The sequence below is a fragment of the Gluconobacter oxydans DSM 3504 genome (assembly GCF_000583855.1).
GTDB classification, from domain to species: domain Bacteria; phylum Pseudomonadota; class Alphaproteobacteria; order Acetobacterales; family Acetobacteraceae; genus Gluconobacter; species Gluconobacter oxydans.
In genome coordinates, this window is the sequence record NZ_CP004373.1 from 2135440 (window position 1) to 2152245 (window position 16806).

Consider the following 16806-nt stretch of genomic DNA (forward strand, 5'->3'; position numbering starts at 1 on the left):
TATCCGCACAGGACGTTGAAGAGGCCCGACATGCATCCATACCGCACCCATGACTGTAGCGCCCTGCGTGAGGAGAATGCCGGGCAGATTGTCCGTCTTTCCGGCTGGGTGCACAGCAAGCGCGATCATGGCGGCCTGCTGTTCATCGACCTGCGCGATCATTATGGCGTGACGCAGATCGTCATTCCCGCTGGTACGGACCTGCTGGAAAAGGCCGAGCGCCTGCGCGTCGAGAGCGTCATCACCGTGACCGGCAAGGTCGTGGTCCGTCATGGCTCCCAGCGCAACCCGAACCTGCCGACCGGTGACGTCGAGGTTCTGGCGGACGCCCTTGAGGTCCGCTCCAGCGCCGAAGTCCTGCCGTTCCAGGTAGCGGGCAACGAGAACTATCCTGAAGACCTGCGTCTGAAGTACCGCTACATCGACCTGCGTCGCGACAAGATGCACCAGAACATCATGCTCCGCAGCAAGGTCATCACGAGCCTGCGCCAGCGCATGATCGAGCAGGGCTTTACCGAGTTCCAGACCCCGATCCTGACGGCTTCGTCCCCTGAAGGTGCGCGCGACTTCCTGGTTCCGGCGCGTCTGCATCCGGGCAAGTTCTACGCCCTGCCGCAGGCTCCGCAGCAGTTCAAGCAGCTTGCCATGGTCGCGGGTTTCGACCGCTACTTCCAGATTGCGCCCTGCTTCCGCGACGAAGCCTCGCGCGCTGACCGCAGCCCGGGCGAGTTCTACCAGCTCGATTTCGAGATGTCCTTCGTCACTCAGGAAGACGTCTTCACCGTGCTCGAGCCCGTTCTCGCCGGCGTGTTCAACGAATTCACGCCCGAAGGCTGGAAGATCACGGACGGCGCATTCCCGCGTATTCCGTATGCCGACGCCATGCGTGACTACGGTTCCGACAAGCCGGACCTGCGCAACCCGCTGATCATCAAGGACGTCACGGATGCCTTCCGGGATTCCGGTTTCGGTCTGTTCGCCAAGATCGCAGCCTCCGGTGGCCAGATCCGTGCCATCCCGGCTGCGGGTGCGGGTGACCGTCCGCGCGGCTTCTTTGACAAGCTGAACAGCTGGGCGCGTGAAAACGGTGCCGGTGGTCTGGGCTACATCATCTTCGGGGAAGAGGGCGGCAAGGGGCCGATCGCCAAGAACCTCGAAGCCGATCGCGTCGAGAGCATCCGCGAAATCTGCGGCCTTAAGGCTGGTGATGCCGTGTTCTTTGCCGCAGGCAAGGGCGATGAAGTCGCCAAGTTCTCTGGCGTTGTCCGCACCAAGGTCGCAACCGAGTTGGACCTGATCGAGAAGAACGCGTTCCGCTTCTGCTGGGTCGTGGACTTCCCGATGTATGAGCTGAACGAGGAAACCGGGAAAGTCGACTTCTCGCACAACCCGTTCTCCATGCCGCAGGGTGGCCTCGAAGCGCTGAATACGCAGCACCCGCTGACGATCAACGCCTATCAGTACGACATCGTCTGCAACGGCGTAGAGCTGTCCTCGGGCGCCATCCGGAACCATCTGCCGGACGTCATGCTGCGCGCCTTCGAAATCGCGGGCTATGGCCCTGAAGTCGTGGAAGAGCGTTTCGGCGGTATGCTGAACGCCTTCCGTTACGGTGCCCCGCCGCATGGTGGTGCAGCGCCGGGCGTGGACCGTATCGTGATGCTGCTGGCCGATGAACCGAACATTCGCGAAGTCATCCTCTTCCCGCTGAACCAGAGCGGCGAAGACCTGATGATGGAAGCACCGGCCCCGGTCGAGCCCGCCCGTCTGAAGGAGCTGCATCTGGCGCTCGACCTGCCGAAGCCCAAGCCGACCGCCAGCAAGTAAGCCTGACGCAGCCTTATCCGCTGTTGAGAACCGGCATCTTCCATTCGGGAGATGCCGGTTTTTTTATATCGGCTGCAACACTTCGTCATTTCTATCGTTGGAGAAACAGATCCCAACCTTCAAGGCAGACACTCCAATGGCCGACGACAAGAAGAACGCCTTCCTGACAGACGTGCAGACGCTGCGCGCAAACGCAAAAAAATCCCTTGATGACGGTGCGGTGACCGCCACCTACAAGGGCGACGTCAAGACGACGATCGATATCCTTCAGGCCGTCGTGGCGACCGAACTGGTCTGCGTTCTGCGCTACACGATGCACGCCATTTCCGTCGAAGGCCTGACCAGCGAGAGCGTGGGCGCAGAGTTCAACGAACACGCAGCCTCCGAGCGCAAGCACATGCTGGCTGCTGCAAACCGCATCGACCAGCTCGGCGGTGTGCCGAACTTCAACCCCGAAGGTCTGGCCACGCGTTCCGCGACCGAATACGGCAATGGCGGTAAGCTGGTCGAAATGGTGAAGCAGGATCTGATCGCCGAGCGCGTTGTGATCGAGCATTATCAGGAACTGATCCGCTATTTCGGTGACAACGATCCCACGACCCGCATCATGCTCGAAGGCTTCCTGGCCGACGAGGAAGATCATGCCACCGATCTGCACGACCTGCTGGTCGCTCATGAAGGCAAGCCTTTCCTGAATTGATCGCGGTCCACCGGACATCTGAAAAGGGTGCTTCCTGCCACGGGAAGCGCCTTTTTTTGCGGTTATGCGGGGATCACGAAATCCGGAAATATAAAATTATGCACTGCCCGGATTCCGCCACAGATGCGCCTCAGACGCGCCAACACAAGCCGTGCATCATCTTTCCGTGACAAGGCGTCATGGAAAGGAGAGCATTGATGCTGAAACATCTGTCAGGGATCTTGGCTGTTTCCGCCCTGTTTGCAGGTACGATGGCGATTGCGCCAATGACGGGAACAGCCCATGCACAGTTCGTGCCCTATAGCGGCCCTTACCGCCAGCCGCCTCCGCCCCCGCATGTTCTGCCCGAACCTGTCCCGCCCCATCATGGCGACATGCGCTGGATTCCGGGGCACTGGCGCTGGAGCGGGAACGGCTATCAGTGGCAGCCGGGCCATCTGACGCGGCGATTCAATCTCCGTCACGCCTGATACGGGCAGGGGCCGGAGCTGTGTCTCTGGCCCCCTTGTGCTGTCAGACCGTGACCAGGACCGGAACGTGGTCAGAGGCCTTTTCCTTCGCGCGCTCGTCCCTGTCGATCACGAAGGATTTCAGCCGTTCCGTCAGGCGGGGGGACAGCAGCGCATGATCAATCCGCAGTCCTGAGTTCCGCTGGAACGCTGCCGCCTGGTAGTCCCAGAACGTATAATGCCGACCGGTGGGATGCAGGGCGCGCAGGGCATCCGTCAGCCCCATCCATTCCAGCCTGCGGAAAGCCGCCCGCGTCTCGGGTCGCACCAGCGCGTCATCCGGGGAAAGGGCGCCAGGAGCCAGATCTTCGTCCGTCGGGCAGACATTGAAGTCCCCGATGAACGCAAACGGCTTTTCCGCATCAAGCAGAACCCGCGCCCGGGCTGCCAGCGCGTCAAAGAAGGCGAGTTTGGTCGCGTAACCGTCCTCACCGCCGGAATTGCCGTTGGGCAGATAGAGATTGCCAATCGTTATCCCATCGAGTTCCGCCTCAATGTAACGCGCAGACGGATGATCGAAGCCGGGCAAGGTGTGATGCGTGACCGTAAAAGGCCGGCGCCCGATCAGGGCCACGCCGTTATAGGCCTTCTGCCCCGAGATCGCGACATGCAGCCCGGCTTCCGCGAACACGGCCGGGAATTGGCTGTCCTCGCATTTGATTTCCTGAAGGCACAGCAGGTCACATTCCGGATGACGCTCCAGCCAGTCCTGAACATGATGGGCGCGGGCCCGGATGGAATTGATGTTCCAGCTTGCGAAAGTGAAGGGCGTGGCACTCATCGGATCAGGTCAGCGAGAAGCTGGTGCCGCAGCCACAGGATGAGGCCGCATTGGGGTTCGTGACCGTGAAATGCGCACCCATCAGCTTGTCCACGAATTCCAGTTCGGCGTTCTCCAGCAGATCCAGACTGGTCGTATCAACAAATACCTGCGCGCCATCGCGTTCGATGACGACATCATCCGCAGCCCGGTCGCGTTCCAGCTTGAACTGGTACTGAAACCCGTTGCAGCCTCCCGCCAGAACCGCAACGCGCAATGCCAGCCCTTCAGGCTCGGGTTGGGCTGCGATGATGTCCTTGATGCGGGCGGCGGCGCTGGCGGAGATGCTGAAAGGCACGGTGTCGGACATGGGCGTGTGTTCCCGGAATCTGAAAAGGCGGCTGGACCCTGCTGGACCCAGCAAGACGGCTGCGGTCCTGATTATATGGTCAGAGCGGCGTTAAGGGCAAAGGCCGTGTGGTTGCACGCGCGCCGGGCTGGCGTAGAATGAAACCGTGATCCGGCCGGAAACGGCGCTCTACCGGCCATAAGGCTTCGGGGCAGGGTTCACAGCCAGACGGCTCACACACAGGACATGTCTTGATGGTAGCGATCTACGCGGTACAGGACTCCGGCTCCCGGGGACGACTCTATCCCGAAGTGGAAAGCCCCGTCCGCTCCCCCTGGCAACGGGACCGTGACCGTGTGCTGCACTCGGCCGGGTTCCGCACCCTGCAATACAAGACGCAGGTTTTCATCAACCATGAAGGCGATTTTTTCCGCACCCGCCTGACGCATTCGCTCGAAGTCGCGCAGATCGCCCGCTCGATCGCCCGTAGTCTGGACCTGAACGAAGACCTGACCGAAACCGTCTCACTGGCTCATGATCTCGGCCATACGCCGTTCGGCCATGCCGGTGAGGACGCGCTCGCGCTGGCCATGAAGGACTGGGGCGGCTTCGATCACAACACCCAGTCCCTGCGCCTCGTGACCGCGCTTGAAGCCCGCTACCACGCGTTCGACGGGCTGAACCTGACCTGGGAAGCGCTTGAAGGGCTGGCCAAACATAACGGCCCGGTCAAACGCCCCACACCCTATTTTGTGGAATACGACGCAAAGCACCATCTGGACCTGCAAAGCCATGCCTCGGCCGAAGCGCAGGTTGCTGCCATGTCGGATGATATTGCCTATCACGGCCATGATCTCGATGACGGTCTGCGCGCCGGGCTGCTGTCCTTCGAGGACATCGAAGACCTGCCACTGGTTGGCGAGGCTCTGCGCCGGTCGCGCGACATGGAGCGTCAGATCGGGCGGGAGGCGTCCGATCAGGCGCAGCGTGTGCGGCATGAAACTATCCGCGTCGTCATCAACCAGCTCGCAACCGACCTGACGGATCAGACACGCCGGAACCTTGAGGCGCTTAACCCGCAATCGGCGGACGACATCCGCCATGCCGGATACCCGGTTGTGGCGTTCAGTCCGGAAATGCGCGAGGCCAACAAGGCCATCCGTAAGTTCCTCTATGCCCGCATGTACAGGCACTGGCGCGTCAACCGCATGGCGCGGAAGGCCAAGATCGCGGTCCGGGAAATCTTCGACATCCTGTCCGAAGATCCCGGCCTTCTGCCCGATCCGCTGCGGGGCCGTGCGAAAGCCGCCGATGACGTGCAGCGCAGGCGTCTGGTGGCCGATTATATTGCCGGAATGACCGATCGTTTCGCGATGGAAGAACATCGACGGTTGACGGACCTCTCCGTGCTGGGCTGATAGAGCCTCTGATCTGAAGACGCGTTACAGGAATCGAGCTGAAATGGCCGCTGACACCACGACCCTTACGACTGACTGTCTCTTTGCCCGCACCCGGGTCCAGGTGTGCGACGCTCTGCGATCGGTCGTCCCCGGCCTGCCGGAAGAGGTGGTGCAGCGCGTCGATCTAACCCCCACCCGCGACCCGTCCCACGGTGACATGGCGACCAATGCCGCCATGCTCGCCGCCAAGCCCGCGCGCCGCAAACCCGCTGAAATCGCCGCCGAACTGGTCGAGAAGCTCTCCGCTCTGCCGGAAGTCGCCAAGGCCGAAGCCGCAGGCCCGGGCTTCGTGAACCTGACGCTCAAGCCTGAAGTTCTGCAGGGCGTGGCCGTCTCGATCCTCAAGGCCGGTGACCGCTACGGCCGCTCCACGATGGGGCAGGGAACGCGCGTGAACGTGGAATACGTCTCCGCCAACCCGACCGGCCCGATGCATGTGGGTCACTGCCGCGGTGCGGTGGTTGGTGATGCGCTGGCCAACCTGCTCGAAGCGGCCGGCAACACCGTCACGCGCGAATACTACATCAACGATGCCGGAACGCAGGTCGTCGCGCTGACCTGGGCCACGTACTGGCGTTATCTGCAGGTCATCGGCACGGAGATTTCCGCTGACGATTTCAGCCCGCTGACCCCGAACGGCCTGCAATATCAGGGCGAATACCTGATCCCTGTTGCCCAGAGCATCGCTGACAAGCACGGTCGCACACTCGCCAACCCTGACGGCAGCCCCGCCGATCCGTCCGTTTGGTTCGAAACCGTGCGTCGTGAAGCCCTGACGCAGATGATGGCGGCCATCCGCGAGGATCTGGAAGCGCTGGGCATTTCGCACGAAGTCTTCGCCAGCGAAGCCGAAACGCTGGCCAGTGGCCGCGTGGATGCCGCGATCGCAAAACTCGACAGCAAGGGCCTGCTTTATGAAGGCGTGCTGGAGCCGCCCAAGGGCAAGATGCCGGAAGACTGGGAAGCCCGTCCGCAGACGCTCTTCCGCTCCACCGAATTCGGCGACGATCAGGACCGCGCACTCCGTAAGTCCGACGGCACCAACACCTATTTCGCCAATGACATCGGCTATCACGCCCAGAAGGCCGAGAATGCCGATGTTCTGATTGACGTCCTCGGCGCCGATCATGGCGGCTACGTCTCCCGTATGCGGGCTGCGATTTCTGCCCTGACGGATGGCAAGACCGGTTTTGAAGTCGTGATGTGCCAGATCGTGCGCGTCGTGAAGAACGGCGAGCCCGTCCGCATGTCCAAGCGTGCCGGCACGTTCGTGACCCTGCGCGACCTGCTGGACGAAGTGGGCCGGGATGCCGTACGCTTCACGATGCTGACCCGCAAGGCCGATGCGCAGATGGAGTTCGATCTGGACGCTGTCGTCGCCCAGACACGCGACAACCCGGTGTTCTACGTCCAGTACGCCCATGCCCGCTGCCGCTCGGTCCTGCGTTCGGCCGAGACGATGTTTGGCGCGGACGCCGTGACGCCGGAAGCCCTGTGCAGCGCCGACCTGTCCAATCTGTCTTCGGACGTGGAACTGGCCGTCCTGCGCCGTCTGGCCGCGTTCCCGCGCAGCGTTGAAGCTGCCGCTACGGCGCGTGAGCCGCACCGGATCGCGACCTATTGCATTGATCTGGCCTCCGACTTCCATGCCCTGTGGAACCGGGGCCGCGAAGACACCACCCTGCGCTTCCTGCATGAGAACGATCGCGCAACCAGCCTGGCCAAGCTGGCACTGGTTTCGGCCATTGCGGGAACGCTGCGCTGTGCCCTCACCATTCTCGGCGTCGTGCCGGTAGAGGAAATGCGATGAGCCCGGAAAACGATCAGGATCGCAACCGCCCCGATCCGGGCGATTACGCCCGTACCCCGAAACAGCCTGCGGGTCCGGCTCCGGGAGCGCGTCCGCAGGCGCGTTTCGACCGCGAGCGCCTGAGCAATGACTATGACGACGAACCCCCGCCGCGTCGCCGCCCGGCTGGCGCCGGCGGTGCGTCCGGGGCAGGGCGTCTGACGTCCGTGCTGGGCAATGATCCTGCCACGCGCAAACTGGTTGGTGGCGCGGTCGGTATCGGCGTTGTGCTTCTGCTGGCCGTCGGCGGTTGGTCGCTCATGGGCAGCCATCATGGCGGCATCCCCATTATCGGTCCGCCGCCGGGCCCTGTTAAGGACCGTCCGGCAGATCCAGGCGGGATGCAGATCATGGGCGGCGATGACGGCGACACCGACATGACCGGCAACGGCGAGGCACATCTTGCTCCGGGTCCGGAGCAGCCGGATACGAAGGCACTGGCCCGCCAGTATGGCGTCCCGCCCGGAACGCCTGGGCCGGAAACACCGAAGACCGATGTCCCCAAGGCAGACGGTGCAGCACCGGATAACGCGCCGGTAGCCCAGACGCCTGCCATCCCGCCGGAAGCCGCCGCGCCTGCCGATACGGGACAGATGTCTCCGGGCACCGCGCTGCCTGCCACGGTTCCAGAGAAGCCGCAGGATCAGGCTGCCGCACCTGCCGAGGCGCCGAAAGCTGCACCGCCCAAGGAAGCGCCGAAGAAGGAAGAAGCGCCTGTCCACCATGCCGCGCGACCGGTCGAGAAGCCGCTGCCTGCGCCGGTTCCGGAACCTGAGAATGTCGGACCGCCGAAAGCCGCCGCTCCGGCTGCGGAGAAGGCGGAAACATCGGGCGGGACGCATGAAGTCCAGCTCGGCGCGCTCGACAGTGAAGCCGCAGCCCGCAAGGAATGGGACAGCCTGCGCCATCAGGCTCCGGCCCTGTTTGCAGGTCATACGCCACTGTTCGAGAAGACCACCCGCGGCGACCATACCTTCGTGCGTCTGCGGATCGGCGGTTTTGCGGATCTCAAATCCGCACGCGCCTATTGCGTGAAACTGCACGCACAGTCCGTCGCCTGTACGCCGGCCCAGTTCTGAGAGCTGGCGTTTGAGCGAGACACTTCATCTGACGCTTGACGGGTTCGAGGGGCCGCTGGACCTGCTCCTCGATCTGGCCCGCAGGCAGAAGGTGGATCTGGCGAAAATCTCCATCCTGCAACTGGTGGAGCAGTATCTGGCCGTCGTGGAAAAGGCCCGTGCGGAAGCGCGGAGCCTGCGGCTGGAGCTGGCGGCAGACTGGCTGGTCATGGCGGCCTGGCTCGCCTGGCTAAAATCCAAACTGCTCCTGCCTGCCGAGACCGAAGACCCGGACGCCGAAGACGCGATCGAACTGCTTCAGGAACGCCTGATCGAACTGGAACGGATGCGCGCCGCCGCCCGATGGCTGGCCGAACAGCCCCGTCTGGGGCTGGACGTGTTCCGGCGCGGACAGGGGGAAGATCATACCGAAATCGACCGCTCCGGTCTGCGCGTGGACATGCCCGCGCTGATCACGGCCTATCTTTCCGCCCGACGCAGGACCGGGCGCAGGCGCGTCTATGCGCCGCGTGCCCGCCGTTACTGGAGCGTGCAGGATGCGCTGTCCCGCCTCAAGCGCCTGCTCGGGACAGACCATGTTGTCGGCTGGCAGACCCTGACCTCTCTTCTGCCGGATCCGGATGAACTGGACGGCGAAGAGGGGCCTTACGGGCGCAATGCCGCTCTCGCAGGCACGCTTCTGGCGGGGCTGGAACTGGCCAAGGGCGGTGCGCTTGAACTGCGTCAGCCCGAGGCATTCGGGGAAATCGAATGGCGGGCGGCCACGCCCTCATGACGGATCCTGTAATGCTCGACCGGGCCTGCCTTCTCGTGGAGGCACTCGTTTTCGCCAGCCCTGAGCCTGTGAAGCCTGCGGCCATTGCCGAGCTTCTGACTGCACAATCCATCCCCGTGCCCGTCGAAGAGGCGCTTGAGGCTGTGCGGAGCCGCTACGCTGATCATGCGGTGGAAATGGTGCTGGTCGCGGGGGGATGGCAGTTCCGCACCCGGCCGGAATTCGCGTCCGCCCTGACCAAAGTCGTGGAAAAGCCCCGCCGTCTCAGCCGCGGCGCGATGGAAACGCTGGCCATCATCGCCTATCACCAGCCCTGTACCCGCGCGGAAATCGAGGCCATCCGGGGCGTCTCGCTCGGGCAGGCGGTGCTCGACGCCCTTCTGGAAGACAGTCTGATTGCCCCCAAAGGCCGCAAGGAAGTTCCAGGACGTCCGGTTCTGTGGGGCACCACGGCCAGTTTTCTGGAAAGTTTCGGTCTGCCGGATCTGCGAGGGCTGCCCCGCCGCGAAGACTTCCTGCTGGACCGCGCGCCCACGGAAGCAGAAGACGATGCTTCTGCCGTAGGCGGAACGGAGCAGACAGGCTAGGAATGATGCATGTTTGACTTCAGTTTCTCGGAAATCGCGCTGTTCGTGATGGTGGCGATGGTCTTCATCCGCCCGAAGGACCTGCCGGTTGCCATCCGCACCCTGTCGAACGGTTTAAAAGCGATGCGGCGCATGGCGGCTGAATTCCAGTCCCATGTGGACGAGATGGTCCGTGAAGCCGATCTCTCCGAAGCGCGCGACCAGTTCCGGGACCTGAAGAATTTCAACCTGCGCGACCGTGTTACGAAGGCCATCGACGGCGACAATTCCATCCGGCGCAGTCTGGAACTCGACACGCCCGCAAAAGCGTCCGCTGCCGATCTGCCGAGAGTTCCGCCAGCGCCACCGCTTCCTCCGCCGCCCCTGACCGATCTGGAAACGGTGCCCTATAATGCCCGTCCGCAGTTCGAACCGGCCGCAGACATCCCCGTCGAACCGGAACCCGAGCCCAACGACGATGTCGGGGATGCTCCGTCCATTCTGCCCCCCAGCACGGCAAGACGGCTCCTGCATGAGCGCTCCCGCTGGCGCGCCCCTGACATCCTGCCGCCCGTCCGCGCCATCCATGCCGGCCGGCGCGTGACCATTGCGAGCGGAAAGGACGGCGAATGACCGATACCGACAGCATCAATGACACGCCGATGCCGCTCCTCGAGCATCTCGTGGAGCTGCGCAAGCGGCTGATCTGGTCCATCGTGACCTTCGTGATCGCCTTTGCCATCTGCTATCATTATTCGGGCGAGATCTACCGGTTCCTGGCGGCCCCGCTCGGCAACATCATGCGCAAGAACGGCGAGCAGCCGCACCTGATCTATACCGCGCTGTATGAGGCCTTCTTCACCTATATCCGCGTGGCCGTTTTCGGTGCGACCTGCCTGTCCTTTCCCATGATCGCCATCCAGGCCTGGATCTTCATCGCGCCCGGCCTGTATCGCAGCGAGAAACGTGCCTTCGCGCCGTTCCTGATCGCCACGCCCATCATGTTTCTGATCGGCGCAGCACTCGCCTATTACGTGGTGTTCCCCTACGCATGGCAGTTCTTCCTGTCGTTCCAGACACCGCAGAGCACCAATGGTGGCATGCAGATCGAGCTTCAGGCCAAGGTCTCGGAATATCTGACGCTGGTCACGAAAATGATCCTGGCGTTCGGAGTCTGTTTCGAACTGCCCGTCGTGCTGACCCTGCTGGTGCGCGTGGGCCTGTTGAGTGTGGCGCAGCTCAAGCGTTTCCGCCGTTATGCTGTCGTTGCGTCCTTTGCGGTGGCCGCCGTGATTGCCCCTCCCGATGCGATTACGATGCTGAGCCTCGCCATTCCCCTCGTCGCCCTGTACGAGGTATCCATCCTCACGGCCCGGTTCGTCGAACCGAAACCCATGGCCGCTGATGAAGACTGATGACCAGACCTGCCGGAGCCCTGAACCATGCATGACCTGAAAGCCCTGCGCGCCGACCCGGCCGCTTTTGACGCTGCTCTCGCACGTCGGGGCCTGTCACCCGTGGGACAGCAGCTTGTCAGTGACGATGAAGAACGCCGCGCTGCACTGGCTGCGCTTCAGGAAGCACAGGGTGCACGCAAGGCGCTGGCCAAGGAAATCGGGCTGCTCAAGCGCCAGAAGCTCGACACCGCCGAGATTGAAGCGAAGGCCGTGGCCCTGCGTGACCAGATCGCCGGTCTGGAAGAGCGTGCCACCACGATCCAGACCCGTATCGACGACGTGCTGAAATCCCTGCCGAACCGCCTCGATGCCTCCGTGCCGGATGGAAAGAGCGAAGACGAAAACGTCGTCGTCCATGTCCGTGGCGAAAAGCGCGAATTTGCTTTCGAGGCAAAGCAGCATTTCGAACTGGGCGAAGCGCTGGGGCTGATGGATTTCCCGACCGCCGCCAAGCTGTCGGGCACGCGCTTCGTCGTCCTGCGCGGCGCACTTGCCCGTCTGGAACGCGCGCTCGGCCAGTTCATGCTCGATACCCACACGACCGAGTTCGGCTACAGCGAAACCAGCGTGCCGCTTCTGGTCAATGATGACGCGATGTACGGCACGGACAAGCTGCCCAAGTTTGCCGAGGACTCGTTCCGCACCGAAGATGGCCGCTGGCTGATCCCGACCGCTGAAGTCCCGCTGACAGCCTCTGTCATGGGCGACATCCTCCCGGCCGATGCCCTGCCGATCCGCATGACGGCGCTGTCCCAGTGCTTCCGCTCCGAAGCCGGTTCGGCCGGACGTGACGTCCGCGGTATGCTGCGTCAGCACCAGTTCACGAAATGCGAGCTGGTCTCCGTCGTGAAGCCCGAAGACAGCGACGCCGAGCATGAGCGCATGACGCAGGCTGCAGAAACGGTTCTGGAGCGTCTGGGCATTACCTTCCGCCGGATGCTGCTCTGCGCGGGCGATACGGGTTTCGGTGCGGCCAAGACGTTTGATCTGGAAGCCTGGCTTCCGGGGCAGAAGGCCTGGCGCGAAATTTCTTCATGCTCGAATACGCGCGATTTTCAGGCACGCCGCATGAATGCGCGCTATCGTGCCGAGAATGGACCGGCCTTCGTCAACACGCTTAACGGGTCCGGTCTTGCTGTCGGTCGGACGATGATCGCTGTTATGGAGACATATCAGAACGAAGATGGCAGCATCGATATTCCAGAGGTTCTGCGTCCTTACATGGGCGGGCTGAACCGCATCGGCTGAGGACTTTCAGGCATGATCACGATCCGTCGTTTCGCGTTGGCTCTTCTGACCGCAGGCTCCGTTCTCGCCTCATGCCCCGCCGAGGCGGACAGCATGCGCACCCTGCACGGTGAGGCGCTGTACCGTGAGCGCATGGCCCTGCCGCCGGGTGCCGTCCTGAGCGTCTGGATCGAGGATACAGGGGCCACGCATGGCGCCCCCCTGGTCATGGCCGAGCAGCGCGAAGAGATCCATCGTGGCGTGCCCATCCCCTACACACTGACTTACCCGGCTCTGCCGCCGGGCGGACATTACGTGCTGAATGCCGAAATCACGGTCGAAGGACGCAGGCTCTTTGCCACGCCGGACGGTGATACGCCTCTGGATCATCCCCGGCTCCTGCTGCGGCATGTGGCGGGCACGGCCATCCGCGCGCCTTACGGGGCGTGGCGGATCCAGAGCGTCGGCAGTCTTCATTTCGACAATACCGCCGAAGCGCCTGGCCTGACCCTGCAACAGGACGGCACGGTTTACGGCACGGATGGCTGCAACCGTCTGATGGGGCATTTCACCCTCTCGGGACAGACGCTTCATTTCCTGCCGCTCGCCATGACCCGCAAGGCCTGCCTGCCGGCCCTGATGGCGCAGGAGCAGCAGATCGGGGCTTTCCTGCCGAGCGTGACCTCATGGTCGCGTGACAGTGACAGTCATCTTGTGTTGCATGGAAGCGGTTCCGTTGGCACGATGGTCCTAGTCCCGCAGGATGCCCAGTAGGTCTCCCTAACAGCCAGTCCAGGCCTGATTTAAAAAAACTTTTGATCCTTCACGATTTTTTGGAAGGGCAGGGGGGTATCGCACCTCTTCCCCTGAAAACGGAAACGGGACTAATGTCACCCGGCTTTCTCCATACTCCAGATGGAGAGAGCAGAAAGATCTTCTCCCGTGTCATTGCGGGAGTCCTCTGACCGGCAGAGGTTTTTTGTCGCATGGCGTGACGCGCTATTGCTATCAGGCCGGAGGCTTGGGAATGAAAACAACGATCCAGCTTGGGCTGGGACAGAAATGGACGGCATCGGCCACTGCAGAGCAGGGTGCAGGTGAGGTCAGGGAGATCATGACTCTGGGGGCCGGCCGGGTGGGTTTCCGGGTGGAAAACCAGTCGCTGGCTCTGACGCAGGTTTCCGAGGCGGCGTACAGGGCATGGATCAGAGAGACGGAGGCCGTATTGACCAGAGACGCCATCCCAGCGGCGCAGCTTTCTCCGGGGCTGGAACTCGGGCGCCGCATCCGGCTTCTTCGGGAGATGGCGGGACTGAGCCAGCAGCAGCTTGCGGACAAAGTCGGGATCTCGCGCTCGGCCGTGGCATTCTGGGAAACGGGCCGCTCGGGGCATGTCGGCAAGCATCTGGGCAGTCTCGCGCAGGTGCTGGGCGTCGAACCTGAAGTGCTGCTGACAGGAATGGCCTACAAGGCCATCCAGGCGACGCTTACCCCTGACGAAAACACGATGCTCACGCTTTACCGGCAGCTTGATCCCCTCATCAAGCTTCAGGCCCAGAAATGGATCGAGCGCCGCGTGCGCAACAAAACAGGCGAAGAACAGGACGCAAAGCCTGTCACTCAGCCTAAAAGAGCCTGATCTCCCGGCCTGACAGATGTCAGGCCGGTCTGCGTTTTATGACGGACGCTTGCGCGGTCCGCCCGGCCGCCGGTTTCCTTTCGCGGGGAAACTGCGGCCCCCCGGCTTTTTGGGGCCGGAAAAACCCGCCCTGTTGCCGGGTCTGTCATTATGGCTGCTGCGGCCAGGGCGGCCCCCGATGCGCTGCTGCTTCTGGCTCTCGCGCATCCGGCTCTGGGTCCGCAGAACCTGTTCAATCCAGTCATTGAGAATGGACGTGTTGATTTCCGCGTCCTGACGCGCCGGATAGGCGTCCGGGAACCGCAGCGCCAGCCATCGCCAGGCCACAAGCCGCTTGTGCCGCTTCTCGGCCCGCTCCAGTTCCTCGCGCCCCGCCTGTTCCGGATGTGGCAGACGCCCCGTACCCGGCGGCGGCACTGAACGCCCGGCCGCATGATCAGCCGCCCACTGGACAAGCCGCTGAATACCATTGTCCCGCTCATCGATCGGGCACATGGCGTAGGTCCAGCGTGTCGAGAGGTCGAGGTTTTCCACGCCTTCCAGGGCAGCCGCGATTTCCAGCGCCTGCTCCATATCGGCCAGACGGTAATTCGGATCGTCCGCCCGCAGAACGGCGTGTTTGATGCGGGTCAGGACACCGTAGAGACTGTCGCTGCCGATCTCTTCGGCGACGGCCCGGACGATGTCCGAATCCGGCTGTACGAGGGGGCGCAGTTCCTTGATCTCTTCGGGCGGGGCGCTCAGCATTTTGCGGACAAAGGTTGGGCTGCCCGCACCAGCCAGTACGCAGACCAGCCCGCTTTCATGCTTGCCGTAACGCCCGGCGCGACCGCCGATCTGCTTGACTTCCTGCGAGACCAGATCACGCGTCTGCCGGCCGTCGAACTTGCGCAGCGCACTGAACACGACACGGCGGATGGAGAGGTTCAGCCCCATGCCGATGGCGTCCGTCGCAATGAGGATATCGGCCTCCCCGCTATTAAAGCGGGCGGCTTCGGCACGACGGACTTCCGGGCTCAGGGCTCCGTAAACCACGGCAACACGACGTCCGCGCGCCATAAGCTCGGCGCGGAGATCCAGCACTTCGCGGCGGGAGAAGGCGATGACGGCATCGCTGGGTTTCAGCTCATCGAGATGGAGCGTCTCACCCGCCTTGAGCGGGCTTTTGCGTTCGAGATGGATCTCGTCCACTGGGTCGTCGCAAAGCTCGGCAATGCGCTTGACGAGCGGGATGCAGTCCGGCGCGCCGAGGATGAAGACATGCCGGGCCGGGACACCCATGATGGCAGCCGTCCAGGCAGCACCCCGGTCCGGATCGGCCAGCATCTGGGCTTCGTCGATGATCGCGACGTCCACCGGGTTATGGAACGGGCACATCTCGACCGTCGCTGCCAGATGGCGCGCACCCGGCATTTCGATCCGCTCTTCACCCGTGGACAGCGATGCCGGAACGCCGCGTGAGAGCAGGGACTCGCGGAACTCATGGGCCAGAAGCCGCAACGGCGCGAGCGCCAGACCGCTCTCGGCATTCGCCAGCGCATTGAGCGCCGTATAGGACTTTCCAGAGTTCGTCGGTCCGGTCACCAGCGTGATGCGGCGCTTCAGCGCACGCGCCGTGCGGAAATGCCCGGCGAACCGGTCCAGCGCGGCCACGCGGGCAATGGCGGCATTGCCGGCCTTGTTGCCCAGATCCAGAACTTCCGGCCGATCCTTGGTTCCGCTGCGCCATTGCGGCAGGAAGGTCCGGAGCCGCTTGAGCTCCGAGGGATCGAAGAAGAACAGCTCGATCCCGTCCGGCCGCGTTTCTCGGCGGGCAATGGGAATCCGGTTTTCGGCGATCCAGCGCAGGGCTTCGCGACGCGAGCAGTGCAGGACATTCGGCAGCTCGTCGAAGCTGACCAGCCCTTCTTCCCACTGGCGCAGCCGTTCAAGCTCACGCGCCCTGCGTTCTTCTGCACGGGCCTGGATATCGGCCTGTTCGCGGGCACGGCGTTCTTCGGCAATCCGCAGATCGTCCTCGAAGCCGAGATCGACGCTGCCGAATGCGGCTGCGATGCTCTGGGAGAGTTTTTCAAGTTGGCCGCTCGACAGGATCACGCCAGTATCGGCCAGATCGGCGCGGACATCCTCCAGCACGGCACGCGGGGAGTCGCCCATTTCCTGCCAGCGCGTCATCAGGACATCGTCGAGCGTCCGGCGCAGGGCAGGCATGTCGGCACGCGGATCATGGATGCGCGCCGCAGCTTCCTGCGTATCCGGCTTGCCGACCCAGACCTCCCCAGCCCTGCGGCACACATTCATGAGCTGGGACGCCCAGGTTTTGCGGCGCACGACGCACAGCGCCTCGATCAGTCCATCAGGGGAAAGGGTCGCCTCCGGCCCTTCAAGTCTGCGCGCAACCTGACGCAGCAGGGCAGGGCGCTCGCGCGGCGTGATGTCGAGCGGGGTCCCGAATTCGGCCTCGGCCCGCTGAAGGGCGCGTTCGGCCGGGGAAAAAGAGTCGGAAAGAGTGGCGTCCGGCATGGAGTCGTCTGTCATAAGAGTCTTGTGCGTCATTCCGGCATGCGCTTCAACGCGCATGGGTTTCCCGAGCGGCAACGATTGGGCTA

The 16806-nt window shown here is 63.2% G+C and carries 16 protein-coding genes; 13 read left to right on the forward strand and 3 right to left on the reverse strand.

The features are described from left to right. Positions 1-30 precede the first annotated feature (30 nt). The 3 genes from aspS to GLS_RS09415 all read left to right on the forward strand — a co-directional run bounded on the left by aspS (position 31) and on the right by GLS_RS09415 (position 2997). Positions 31-1827: an aspartate--tRNA ligase gene (gene aspS, locus GLS_RS09405; protein WP_041112031.1), complete on the forward strand. Its 1797-nt coding sequence runs from the start codon at positions 31-33 to the stop codon at positions 1825-1827. 136 nt (positions 1828-1963) lie between these two features. Further along, entirely contained in the window at positions 1964-2527 is a 564-nt protein-coding gene (locus tag GLS_RS09410; protein ID WP_041112032.1) for a ferritin-like domain-containing protein, read from the forward strand. 197 nt (positions 2528-2724) lie between these two features. Next, complete coding sequence (locus GLS_RS09415; protein WP_024716818.1) at positions 2725-2997, forward strand: YXWGXW repeat-containing protein; 273 nt, start codon at positions 2725-2727, stop codon at positions 2995-2997. Positions 2998-3040: 43 nt separating this feature from the next. Here the strand turns inward: GLS_RS09415 and xth are convergent, their stop codons facing one another. Continuing rightward, positions 3041-3817 (reverse strand): exodeoxyribonuclease III, encoded by a 777-nt coding sequence (xth, locus tag GLS_RS09420; RefSeq protein ID WP_041112033.1) that lies wholly within the window; start codon positions 3815-3817, stop codon positions 3041-3043. Positions 3818-3821: 4 nt separating this feature from the next. Next, positions 3822-4166 carry a HesB/IscA family protein gene (locus GLS_RS09425; protein WP_041112034.1) on the reverse strand — a complete coding sequence of 115 codons (345 nt, stop codon included), beginning with the start codon at positions 4164-4166 and terminating at the stop codon, positions 3822-3824. A gap of 233 nt (positions 4167-4399) precedes the next feature. On the opposite strand from GLS_RS09425, the gene GLS_RS09430 reads away from it, so the two are divergent. The 10 genes from GLS_RS09430 to GLS_RS13000 all read left to right on the forward strand — a co-directional run bounded on the left by GLS_RS09430 (position 4400) and on the right by GLS_RS13000 (position 14197). Beyond that, positions 4400-5563, forward strand: coding sequence for a deoxyguanosinetriphosphate triphosphohydrolase (locus tag GLS_RS09430; RefSeq protein WP_041112035.1), 1164 nt, complete (start codon positions 4400-4402; stop codon positions 5561-5563). A 43-nt stretch (positions 5564-5606) separates the two neighbouring features. After that, positions 5607-7415: an arginine--tRNA ligase gene (gene argS, locus GLS_RS09435; RefSeq protein ID WP_041112036.1), complete on the forward strand. Its 1809-nt coding sequence runs from the start codon at positions 5607-5609 to the stop codon at positions 7413-7415. After that, complete coding sequence (locus GLS_RS09440; protein WP_041112037.1) at positions 7412-8533, forward strand: SPOR domain-containing protein; 1122 nt, start codon at positions 7412-7414, stop codon at positions 8531-8533. Before argS ends, GLS_RS09440 begins: the two co-directional genes overlap by 4 nt. A 10-nt stretch (positions 8534-8543) precedes the next feature. After that, positions 8544-9308: a segregation and condensation protein A gene (locus GLS_RS09445; protein ID WP_041112038.1), complete on the forward strand. Its 765-nt coding sequence runs from the start codon at positions 8544-8546 to the stop codon at positions 9306-9308. Then, entirely contained in the window at positions 9305-9895 is a 591-nt protein-coding gene (scpB, locus tag GLS_RS09450) for an SMC-Scp complex subunit ScpB (RefSeq protein ID WP_148295920.1), read from the forward strand. Before GLS_RS09445 ends, scpB begins: the two co-directional genes overlap by 4 nt. Positions 9896-9904: 9 nt before the next feature. Then, entirely contained in the window at positions 9905-10507 is a 603-nt protein-coding gene (locus GLS_RS09455) for a preprotein translocase subunit TatB (protein ID WP_041112040.1), read from the forward strand. Continuing rightward, positions 10504-11289 (forward strand): twin-arginine translocase subunit TatC, encoded by a 786-nt coding sequence (tatC, locus tag GLS_RS09460; RefSeq protein WP_011253278.1) that lies wholly within the window; start codon positions 10504-10506, stop codon positions 11287-11289. The genes GLS_RS09455 and tatC overlap by 4 nt, the downstream gene beginning before the upstream one ends. A gap of 27 nt (positions 11290-11316) precedes the next feature. Continuing rightward, positions 11317-12579, forward strand: coding sequence for a serine--tRNA ligase (gene serS, locus GLS_RS09465; protein ID WP_041112041.1), 1263 nt, complete (start codon positions 11317-11319; stop codon positions 12577-12579). Positions 12580-12591: 12 nt separating this feature from the next. Then, positions 12592-13332 (forward strand): META domain-containing protein, encoded by a 741-nt coding sequence (locus GLS_RS09470; protein WP_041112042.1) that lies wholly within the window; start codon positions 12592-12594, stop codon positions 13330-13332. Positions 13333-13585: 253 nt separating this feature from the next. Further along, a complete protein-coding gene (locus GLS_RS13000; protein ID WP_011253281.1) occupies positions 13586-14197 on the forward strand; it encodes a helix-turn-helix domain-containing protein in 612 nt (203 codons plus the stop codon). A gap of 36 nt (positions 14198-14233) precedes the next feature. Here GLS_RS13000 and GLS_RS09480 read toward each other — a convergent pair whose 3' ends face one another. Continuing rightward, on the reverse strand, positions 14234-16735 hold the full coding sequence (locus tag GLS_RS09480; protein WP_193363865.1) for a helicase-related protein: 2502 nt from the start codon (positions 16733-16735) through the stop codon (positions 14234-14236). Positions 16736-16806 lie beyond the last annotated feature (71 nt).

Coding starts and splice junctions, on each gene's coding strand:
- aspS (WP_041112031.1), top strand. CDS start 31: ATGCATCCATACCGCACCCATGACTGTAGCGCCCTGCGTGAGGAGAAT.
- GLS_RS09410 (WP_041112032.1), top strand. CDS start 1,964: ATGGCCGACGACAAGAAGAACGCCTTCCTGACAGACGTGCAGACGCTG.
- GLS_RS09415 (WP_024716818.1), top strand. CDS start 2,725: ATGCTGAAACATCTGTCAGGGATCTTGGCTGTTTCCGCCCTGTTTGCA.
- xth (WP_041112033.1), bottom strand. CDS start 3,817: ATGAGTGCCACGCCCTTCACTTTCGCAAGCTGGAACATCAATTCCATC.
- GLS_RS09425 (WP_041112034.1), bottom strand. CDS start 4,166: ATGTCCGACACCGTGCCTTTCAGCATCTCCGCCAGCGCCGCCGCCCGC.
- GLS_RS09430 (WP_041112035.1), top strand. CDS start 4,400: ATGGTAGCGATCTACGCGGTACAGGACTCCGGCTCCCGGGGACGACTC.
- argS (WP_041112036.1), top strand. CDS start 5,607: ATGGCCGCTGACACCACGACCCTTACGACTGACTGTCTCTTTGCCCGC.
- GLS_RS09440 (WP_041112037.1), top strand. CDS start 7,412: ATGAGCCCGGAAAACGATCAGGATCGCAACCGCCCCGATCCGGGCGAT.
- scpB (WP_148295920.1), top strand. CDS start 9,305: ATGACGGATCCTGTAATGCTCGACCGGGCCTGCCTTCTCGTGGAGGCA.
- GLS_RS09455 (WP_041112040.1), top strand. CDS start 9,905: ATGTTTGACTTCAGTTTCTCGGAAATCGCGCTGTTCGTGATGGTGGCG.
- tatC (WP_011253278.1), top strand. CDS start 10,504: ATGACCGATACCGACAGCATCAATGACACGCCGATGCCGCTCCTCGAG.
- serS (WP_041112041.1), top strand. CDS start 11,317: ATGCATGACCTGAAAGCCCTGCGCGCCGACCCGGCCGCTTTTGACGCT.
- GLS_RS09470 (WP_041112042.1), top strand. CDS start 12,592: ATGATCACGATCCGTCGTTTCGCGTTGGCTCTTCTGACCGCAGGCTCC.
- GLS_RS13000 (WP_011253281.1), top strand. CDS start 13,586: ATGAAAACAACGATCCAGCTTGGGCTGGGACAGAAATGGACGGCATCG.
- GLS_RS09480 (WP_193363865.1), bottom strand. CDS start 16,735: ATGACAGACGACTCCATGCCGGACGCCACTCTTTCCGACTCTTTTTCC.